This window comes from Desulfurococcus sp. (assembly GCF_049970475.1).
Classification (GTDB): domain Archaea; phylum Thermoproteota; class Thermoprotei_A; order Sulfolobales; family Desulfurococcaceae; genus Desulfurococcus; species Desulfurococcus amylolyticus.
Genome location: NZ_JBMFMW010000150.1, coordinates 1 through 1837 on the forward strand (window position 1 = coordinate 1; position 1837 = coordinate 1837).

Sequence of the window (1837 nt, forward strand, 5' to 3'; positions counted from 1 at the left end):
TGGCTTCAAAGTGAGGAAAACCTTTGCCTCTGGTAACATGGCTATCGCTGAAGCCGCTATAGTTGCTGGTTTAAAATTCTATGCAGGATACCCTATCACGCCTAGCTCTGAGATAATGGAGTACCTTGCAGAGCATCTCCCAGGGCAAGGAGGCATCGTGATACAAATGGAGGATGAGATAGCCTCTATTAATGCCATAATAGGGGCATCATGGGCTGGAGCTAAGGCCATGACAGCTACCTCGGGCCCTGGATTATCGCTTATGGCCGAGGGAATAGGACTAGCTGTGATGAGTGAGACCCCAATAGTTATCGTGGACGTCATGAGGACTGGGCCAAGTACTGGTGTACCGACAAAAACTACTCAGGCGGATGTTTTTCAAGTCAGGTGGCTGACACACGGAGACTATATTATCCCTAGTTATATCCCCTGGAGTGTACAGGAGGCCTATGATTTAACAATTAAGGCTTTCAATACTGCTGAAAAACTTAGAACACCTGTAATACTCCTAAGCGATGCCGTGATAGCTCATCTATGGGAACCACTCGTTATCTATGAAAGAGGTGAGGTCGAGATCATTGAGAGGAAGAAACCTACTAGTAAAGATAATTATAAGCCATATATGCCCGGAGACGACCTGATTCCACCAATGGCGTGTTTCGGGGAGGGCTATAACGTGCTTGTCGAATCATTAACTCATGATGAGAGAGGATACTATGCTCCTACAAACACGTATCACAAGAACAGCGTCTTGAGACTAATGCTTAAAATAGTGAAGAACATTAGCTACGTGTATGAACAGGAAACATACATGGTTGACGATGCCGAGGTACTTCTGGTTTCATATGGTTCAACAGCTAGAACAGTTTATGCAGCAATAAGGGAGCTGAGGCGTAGAGGGGTTAAAGCCGGCATGCTCAGGCCGAAAACCCTCTGGCCATTAGACGAGGAGAGGATCTATAATAGTGTATCAAGCAGGATAGATAGGGTGATTGTCGTAGAGAATAATATGGGTAAATTATTCCTCGATATGAAACGCATTTTTAGAGATAGAGAGGTGTATTCAGCCCCCGTTGTAAGCCTTGAACTACCCACTGTGAAAGAAGTAATCGAGGCGGTGGAGCAATGGCTGTAACCCCTAGATACATACATCAGCTTGACAAGCACCTTAGACTCGACAGGATACCCACATTATACTGTCCCGGATGCGGCCTTGGAATAGGATTAGGAGCCATGCTCAGGGCGCTTGATAAAAGAATCAGTGAGGGGGTAGTGGATAGGAATAAAGTGGTATGGGTTGGAGGTATAGGGTGTAGTGCTAGAATGGCCTTTTACGTTAGCTATGATTCAGCACACGTCCTCCACGGTAGGGCGATACCGTTCGCGACAGGCGTTAAACTCGCAAACCCGGAACTAACATTAATAGTTGTAGGGGGCGATGGAGATATCGCCGGCATTGGGGGCAACCACCTACTCCACGCCGCTAAGAGGAATATAGATATGATCACAGTCATGTTCACGAACTTCGTTTACGCGATGACGGGCGGCCAAGTAGCACCTACGACGCCCCTTGGGGTTAAAACTACGACGACTCCTCATGGTAATCCAGAGCCTCCATTGAATATCATAAAAGTCGTGGCATCGCTGAACGCGAACTATGTGGCTAGGGCTAGTGTAACGACACCGCATTACATAGAGCAGTTCTTCTACAGGGCTTTAGGTATGAAGGGGTTTAGATTCATAGAAGTGGTGAGCACGTGCCCCGAAGTATATGGAAGGCGCATCGGGCTCGGAGACCCTGTTGAAATGTATAACGAGTTGAAGAAAAGAGTTAAGT

At 46.9% G+C, this 1837-nt stretch carries 2 protein-coding genes; both read left to right on the forward strand.

Annotation, left to right across the window (positions count from 1 at the left end; translation table 11 throughout):
* Positions 1-1135, forward strand: a 1135-nt coding sequence (locus tag ACP5N5_RS06870) for a 2-oxoacid:acceptor oxidoreductase subunit alpha (protein WP_428134448.1), incomplete at its 5' end; no start/stop codon positions are given.
* Positions 1126-1837 (forward strand): thiamine pyrophosphate-dependent enzyme (locus ACP5N5_RS06875; protein ID WP_428134453.1); only part of this gene is annotated, 712 nt, incomplete at its 3' end. The genes ACP5N5_RS06870 and ACP5N5_RS06875, both read left to right, overlap by 10 nt.